General features: G+C 66.7%; 10 protein-coding genes. 6 read left to right on the top strand and 4 right to left on the bottom strand.

What is annotated here, in order from left to right:
- Both TVH25_RS20200 and TVH25_RS20195 read left to right on the top strand, forming a co-directional pair.
- Positions 1-1506, top strand: a 1506-nt coding sequence (locus TVH25_RS20200; RefSeq protein WP_422425313.1) for a glycosyltransferase family 87 protein, incomplete at its 5' end; no start/stop codon positions are given.
- 26 nt (positions 1507-1532) lie between these two features.
- On the top strand, positions 1533-2015 hold the full coding sequence (locus tag TVH25_RS20195; RefSeq protein WP_169652340.1) for an RNA polymerase subunit sigma-24: 483 nt from the start codon (positions 1533-1535) through the stop codon (positions 2013-2015).
- Positions 2016-2039: 24 nt separating this feature from the next.
- Here TVH25_RS20195 and TVH25_RS20190 read toward each other — a convergent pair whose 3' ends face one another.
- From TVH25_RS20190 to TVH25_RS20175, 4 genes are read right to left on the bottom strand one after another with little or no spacing between them, the layout of a single operon-like run.
- Positions 2040-2468, bottom strand: a complete 429-nt coding sequence (locus tag TVH25_RS20190) for a DUF2752 domain-containing protein (RefSeq protein WP_422425312.1) — start codon at positions 2466-2468, stop codon at positions 2040-2042.
- Complete coding sequence (locus TVH25_RS20185) at positions 2465-3055, bottom strand: dihydrofolate reductase family protein (RefSeq protein WP_169620966.1); 591 nt, start codon at positions 3053-3055, stop codon at positions 2465-2467. Before TVH25_RS20185 ends, TVH25_RS20190 begins: the two co-directional genes overlap by 4 nt.
- Positions 3056-3086: 31 nt before the next feature.
- A complete protein-coding gene (locus TVH25_RS20180) occupies positions 3087-3674 on the bottom strand; it encodes a GNAT family N-acetyltransferase (RefSeq protein WP_169620967.1) in 588 nt (195 codons plus the stop codon).
- Positions 3671-5011, bottom strand: coding sequence for a glycosyltransferase 87 family protein (locus TVH25_RS20175; protein ID WP_169620968.1), 1341 nt, complete (start codon positions 5009-5011; stop codon positions 3671-3673). The genes TVH25_RS20180 and TVH25_RS20175 overlap by 4 nt, the downstream gene beginning before the upstream one ends.
- 154 nt (positions 5012-5165) lie before the next feature.
- On the opposite strand from TVH25_RS20175, the gene rpsF reads away from it, so the two are divergent.
- From rpsF to rplI, 4 genes are all read left to right on the top strand, one after another.
- Entirely contained in the window at positions 5166-5453 is a 288-nt protein-coding gene (gene rpsF, locus TVH25_RS20170) for a 30S ribosomal protein S6 (RefSeq protein WP_072700991.1), read from the top strand.
- A gap of 64 nt (positions 5454-5517) precedes the next feature.
- Entirely contained in the window at positions 5518-6039 is a 522-nt protein-coding gene (locus TVH25_RS20165) for a single-stranded DNA-binding protein (RefSeq protein ID WP_169620969.1), read from the top strand.
- A gap of 42 nt (positions 6040-6081) precedes the next feature.
- The gene (gene rpsR / locus TVH25_RS20160; protein ID WP_169620970.1) at positions 6082-6324 is read left to right on the top strand and encodes a 30S ribosomal protein S18; all 243 of its coding nucleotides are present in this window, start codon (positions 6082-6084) and stop codon (positions 6322-6324) included.
- Between the two features lie 17 nt (positions 6325-6341).
- Positions 6342-6797 (top strand): 50S ribosomal protein L9, encoded by a 456-nt coding sequence (gene rplI, locus TVH25_RS20155; RefSeq protein ID WP_169620971.1) that lies wholly within the window; start codon positions 6342-6344, stop codon positions 6795-6797.
- Positions 6798-6852: the final 55 nt, after the last annotated feature.

Below are 6852 nucleotides of genomic sequence, written 5' to 3'. Positions count from 1 at the left end.
ACCCCGGGTCGTACAGACCCGATGGTGTCGCGCCTGACCACGGTGATCGGCGGTCCGGTGGGCCGGCACGCCATGATCGGCCGGACCCGCTTCTTCACCCCCGTGCGCGCGATGCTGCTGCTCGCCGTGGTGTTCCTCGCGTTCGGCTGGTTCACGAAAGCCGCGTGCATCCAGCAAGCGCCGATGGGCCCGGACGGCGCGCCAGGTCTCGACTGGAGCAACAACCGCCAGTACGTGGCGATGTGCTACTCGGACATCGTTCCCCTGTACGGCGCGGAGCGTCTCAGCGAAGGCGCCTTCCCGTACAAGACGTCGTGGGAGGAACCGGGCCCCGACGGGCAGATGCAGACCCGGTACATGGAGTACCCGGTGGTCGCGGGCATGTACCAGTACGCGTCCATGCGCATCGCGAAGGCGTGGGATGCGACGCCGTGGCTCCCCGGTGGTCTCCAGGTCGCGATCTACTTCAACGTCGTCGCGTGGGGCCTGGCGCTGGCGTGGCTGGCAACCGTCTGGGCGACCGCCATGTCTGCGGGGCGACGCGTGTGGGACGCCGCGCTGGTAGCAGCCTCGCCTCTCGTCATCGTGCACGCCTTCACCAACTTCGACGCGCTCACCACCGCGTTCGCCGCCGGCGGGTTGCTCGCCTGGGCGCGGCGCCGGCCCGTCCTCGCCGGTGTGCTGCTCGGCCTCGGGGCCGCGACGAAGTTGTATCCTCTGCTGCTGCTCGGCCCGTTGTTCGTGCTGTGTCTGCGTACCGGGAAGCTCCGGCCGTTCGTGAAAACCGCCGGGGCGACGGCGGCCACGTGGCTGATGGTGAACCTGCCGATCATGCTGCTGTATCCGGCGGGCTGGGCCGAGTTCTTCCGTTTGAACTCCGATCGGGGCGCCGATCCCGATTCGATCTACAACGTGCTGCGCTCGTTCGTCGGCTGGCCGAACTGGGCACCGTCCACCCTCAACCTCGTCTCGCTGGTGCTGTTCGCCGCAGCATGCGCCGGTATCGGACTGGTGGCGCTCACCGCCCCGCGCCGCCCGCGGCTCGCTCAACTGTGCTTTCTGGTCGTTGCCGCGTTCCTGCTCACCAACAAGGTGTGGAGTCCGCAGTACTCGCTCTGGCTCGTCCCTCTTGCGGTACTCGCCATCCCGCATCGTCGTGCGCTCCTGGCCTGGATGACTGTCGACGCGCTGGTGTGGGTACCGCGCATGTACTACTACCTCGGTCCCGCAGAGAAGGGGCTTCCGGAACAGTGGTTCACCGCCACGGTGTTCCTCCGCGATGTCGCCGTGGTGGCGCTGTGCGCCGCGGTGCTGTGGCAGATTCGGCGGCCCGTCAAGGATCCGGTGCGATACGGGTTCATCGACGACCCGGTGGGAGGCGTCCTCGACCAGGCGCCCGACCATCCGCCCTCCTGGCTCCCCGATCGATTGCGGCCGTCCCACCAGCGTGTGGGAAAGCGGAAATCATCCAAATGGACTACGTCACCGGTCGCCTCCGGGTCCTAGGGTCGGAGGGGAAGTGAGGAGGTTCTGTGACGGCGGGCGGACGAGCACCGGTTGTGGGAGCCGGTCGTACATCTTCGAACTTCACGGCGTGCGATCTGGCCTGGTCGGTCGCCGCAGGTGACGCGGCGGCGCTTCCCGTGCTGCTCCGGGAGTTGCACCCGGCCGTGTCGGCGTACAGCAGGGCACGGGCGAAGCACGTGGGCTATTCCTTCTCGGACGCGGATCGGCTCGCCCTCGAGGCGTGCCGTTCGATTCTCACCGCACTGTCCGCGCCGTCCGGTGCCGACCGGCCGTTCCTGCGCCTCGCGTACTCCCTGGCGGCCGAAACTGCCGACACCCGCTTCGCGGTCCGGCGCGACGCGCCCCTCACGCGCCTCCAGCAGGACATTCTGATCCTCCGCACGATCGTCGGCCTCGATCCCGAACAAACAGCGGTAGCCATGGCTCTCACCCCCCGCCGCGTCCGCGTCGAGCAACACGCTGCACTGTCGTCGCTACGCGCGGCATGACGTATCTCCCGCGCTTCGGACAGGTCAGATACGCAGGGCGGTGAACGGCGCGACCGGAATGTTGCGCACCACGAACCACAGTGCGATCACCGCGAGCGCGAAGTGCGGAGCCCAGCGGAACCTGCTCCAGCGCGGTCCCGCTGCCGTCCCGCGAATCCGGCCGACGGTCCACACCGCGAACGCCGCCAGCAGGCCCGCCACCGCGACGACACCCAAGGCGTTGTAGTGCAGCGCCGCCGGGATATCCAGGTGCACCAGCGAATACAGCATTCGCGACATCCCGCACCCCGGACAGTAGACGCCGAAGATCGTGAAGGTGGGGCACGGTGGGATCACCCCGCCCGGAGTGGTCGGGTCGGCCCAGACGACAGCCGCGCACGCACCCGCCGCACCCGCCGCGACGAGTGCCGGGGCGGTCAGGCGCGCGAGCGCGGGTCGCACGGTGTCGCTCATGCCGAGTCCACGGGGGGTCGATCGGACCGCACTTTCGGGCGGTAGGTCCGCCCGAAACTGCGCGGACTGTCCTCGTAGATGTCGATCAACTCCCAGTCGAGTCGTCGACCGCCCGGCACGTCGAAGATGCGGGTGCCGTCGCCGAGAAACACCGGGGCGACGAAAACCTGCAACTCGTCGATCAGATCGTGCTCGAGCGCCTGCCGGGCGATATCCGCGCTGATGATCTGCACGTCCCGATCGCCCGCGATCTCCTGAGCGCGACGAATCGCTTCCACGATGTCGCAGTTCATCGCGACGACGGTCGGATCGTCGGCGAGTTCTTCCGGCCGGTGGGTGAGGATGAATTCGGTTCCCGACCAGGCGCCCCCGTAAGCCTGGGAGGTCACTTCGTCGCGTTCGTCCTGCTGCTCCTTCGCCGCGTCGTAGCCTGCGCGGCCGGAGATGATCACCGCAACATCCCCCGCCATGCGTTCCGTGGTGCCCTCGGCCATCGGTTCGGCCGCGGACAACCAACTCATGTCGTGCCCGGGACCGGCGATGAAGCCGTCGATCGAGCACGTGAATCCCCAAGCCACCTTGCCCATCTCTACTCCTTGCCGGTCGACGGTCCGGAGGTCACCGGTTCGCCCGCGCTTCCAGCCTTGCCCGTGCGACGGGCCATTCGTCGTCCGTCATCGAGAACAGTGCGGTCGTACGCCACGAGCCGTCTCGGCGCCGGCGGTGTTTGCGCAGCAATCCTTCGTGCCGGGCACCGAGGCGCGCGAGCGCCTCGCGCGAGCGATTGTTGAATTCGTCGGTGTGCCACTCCACACGCACCGCACGAAGGTCGTCGAAGGCATGCCGCAACAACAGCAGTTTCGCTTCCGTGTTGACGTGCGTGCGCTGGGCCGACGTCGCCAGCCAGGTATGGCCGATCGTGAGTTTGCGGTGTTCCGGTTCGAGCAGGTAGTACGACGTGGACCCGACGACCGCGCCCGTGTCCTTGTCGATCACCGCGTAGGGCTGCCGATCCGGATCGTCCACCGCGCTGCGGACGAACGATTCCGCGTCCGCGGGAGTGCGGATCACGGCAGCGGACCAGCGGAAGATCTCGTCGGGATCGTCGGCCGCCTCGAGCAGTCGCGGCGCGTGCGCGACTGTGAGCGGATCGAGCCGCACGCGCGCACCCTCGAGAGACGGGTGGTCGGACCAGATGTCGCTCATCGAACGCTTTCCGTGCCGAGGGCTTCCCGACCTCGCTCCGCGGGTGGAGTACCGGGCGGCGGACGCCGCGGTGCGCGCAGGAAGACGAAGAACAGTACGACCAACAGTATCGCGCGTCCCCACACACCGATCGTGGTGAGAACGAGAGGTAGTTCGATGTCGATCGCACCTCCGGTCGCGTAGAACCAGCGGAAGACACCGATACCGATCGCGAGGTCGACGAGGAGGTATGCCGCGACAAGCCGCCACGGAACCTGCAGCAGGACCAGCAGCGGCAACAACCACAGCGTGTACTGGGGTGAGTGGACTTTGTGGAAGAGCATGAAGCCGCACAACATCGCGGCCGCAACCGGCAGCCACGGATACGGGCCCCCACGGAGATACCGCCGGCGGCCGAGCCACAGGGCGAGGAGGAACGACGCGGCGATGAGCAGCGGAGACGCGACGGCGACGACCTCGTTGAATTCCGGTGTCACGCCCGTGCCCTCGTAACCACCCAGCAAAGGCCGCAGACCCCAGAACCAGACCGAGTTGCTCGTCCCGTCGGCGGCGCGGTTCTGCTGGAACGTGAACGACGCACGCCAGCCTTCGTACCCGAGGACGGCGAACGGAAGGTTGATCGCGACAGTCGTCGCCACCGCGGCGCCGGCGACCGCAAGCGCGCCCCGCACGTCACGCACCGTGCCGGCCGCACGACCGCCCGTGAACACGTAGATCATCAGCGGCAGGACGAAGATGCCCGGATAGATCTTCAGGCAGAACCCGACCGCGAGAAGCGCGGCCGCAAGAACGCCGCGCGTGCGCAACGACCAGCGTTCGACGCCGACCACCGCGATCGCCAGGACGGTGATCGCGACGACCGGGAGATCCCAGTTGAGGAACGCGTAGAGCACCAGTGGAGGTGTCGCCGACCACGCCAGCGCTGCCCATCCGGCGAGGCGCGCGAGCAGCCACGCCGTGAGGAGTCCGAACGGCGCGAGGAGCAGTGCGGACCGCAGCAGGAAGTCGGCGTCGGTATGGACGCCGATCGCGCCCAGCCACATCAGCAGACCGCTGAGCACGGGATACTCGACGGTGCTTCCGACGAGATTCCCGGCCGCGTCGATGCTGCCGTCGACGAAGGGGAACCGGTGGAGATTGATGCCACGTCCGAGCCACAACTGCTGGATGTCGGAATAACAGACGTGCGCGTCCTTGATGTCCTCGAAGCGGATCGTGCGACCGAGTTCGTCGAACGGTGCACCCGCGCAGCGGGCTTTGTTGAGGTATCCGAGCCAGAGCGCGATCGCGCAGGTCAGGACGGCGACGAGCGAGATCGTCCTGGGGCTCGTGCGCATGTCCTCACCCTAGGTCAAATCCGCTGCCCGGGACGGAGGTCGATTTCCCTGGTCAGGGATGGCTCATGTACCCTTCTTGGGTTGCTGACGCAACGACCCTCCTGTCACGGATCGTCCGTGACCGTTCACAGTCCATAGGAGGTGATGAGGTCTTATGCGTCATTACGAATTGATGATCATCCTGGACCCCAGCCTGGATGAGCGCACTGTTGCTCCCTCGCTGGATACGTTCCTCAATGTTGTTCGCCAAGAAGGCGGCAAGGTCGACAAGGTCGACGTGTGGGGTAAGCGTCGTCTCGCATTCGAGATCGCGAAGCAGAGCGAAGGCATCTACGCGGTTATCGACATCAGCGCGACGCCCGCCACGGTTGCAGAGCTGGATCGCCAGCTCGGCCTGAACGAGTCGGTGCTTCGCACCAAGGTTCTGCGCCACGGCAAGTGAGCCTGTCGGCGCCTGGCCGTAGGCTCTGGCGCATCAGGTCTCCACACACAGCAGGAGGAACCACATGGCAGGCGATACCGTCATCACCGTGGTCGGCAATCTGACCGCCGATCCCGAACTGCGTTTCACCCCGGCGGGTGCCGCGGTCGCGAACTTCACGGTCGCGTCCACTCCCCGCATCTTCGACCGTCAGTCCAACGAATGGAAAGACGGCGACGCTCTGTTCATGCGCTGCAATATCTGGCGCGAGGCAGCGGAGAACGTAGCCGAAAGCTTGACCCGGGGCTCGCGCGTCATCGTGCAGGGCCGGCTCAAGCAGCGCAGCTACGAAACGCGTGAAGGCGAAAAGCGCACTGTCGTGGAGCTCGAGGTCGACGAGATCGGCCCTTCGCTCCGCTATGCCACCGCCAAGGTCAGCAAGGCCGGTCGTGGTGGCGGCGGCGGAGGCGGCTTCGGTGGTTCTTCCGGCGGATCGGGCGGTGGACGCCCTAGTTCCAACGCGAACGTCGGCGGCGACGACCCGTGGGGCAATGCCCCGCAGGCCGGCTCGTTCGGCGGTTCCGGGGACGACGAGCCCCCGTTCTGATCCGACCTTCGATCGGAACATCCAGAAGTACGGAGAAAGACCATGCCTAAGTCGCCCGCGCGCGAGAAGGTTTTGAAGAAGAAGGTCTGCGCTTTCTGCAAGGAAAAGAACACGCAGATCGATTACAAGGACACAACGCTGCTGCGTAAGTACGTCAGCGATCGCGGAAAGATCCGCGCTCGCCGCGTCACCGGCAACTGCGTGCAGCACCAGCGCGATATCGCTGTTGCTGTCAAGAACTCCCGTGAGGTCGCTTTGCTGCCTTACGTCTCGACGGCTCGCTAGGAAAGGGAGGGAACACGATGAAGCTCATCCTCACCGCTGACGTGGACAACCTCGGTGCGCCTGGCGACACCGTTGAGGTCAAGGACGGCTACGGCCGCAACTACCTGCTGCCCCGCGGCCTGGCGATCGTCGCCACCCGTGGCGCCGAGAAGCAGGTCGAGGGCATCCGCCGTGCACAGGAAGCGCGCGCTGTGCGCGGCCTGGAGCACGCCAAGGAGCTCAAGACCGCTATCGAGGGTCTCGAGAGCGTCTCGCTCAACGTCAAGACCGCCGGTGACTCGGGCAAGCTGTTCGGCTCGGTTACCGCGGCCGACGTTGCCGGTGCCATCAAGGCTGCCGGTGGCCCGGTTGTCGACAAGCGCCTCGTCGAGCTGCCCAAGGCTCACATCAAGGCGACCGGCAAGCACCAGGTCGTCGTGAAGCTGCACCCGGACGTCGTCGCGAAGTTCACGCTGGACGTCGTGAGCGCCTGATTTCCGGTTCGAGGGGCCCCCCGCGGGGGGTGGGCGGGGGGCCGCGGGCGCTGGG

This window comes from Rhodococcus sp. 7Tela_A2 (genome assembly GCF_049311045.1).
Taxonomy (GTDB): domain Bacteria; phylum Actinomycetota; class Actinomycetes; order Mycobacteriales; family Mycobacteriaceae; genus Rhodococcus.
This window is presented reverse-complemented; position numbering and strand designations above follow the sequence as displayed.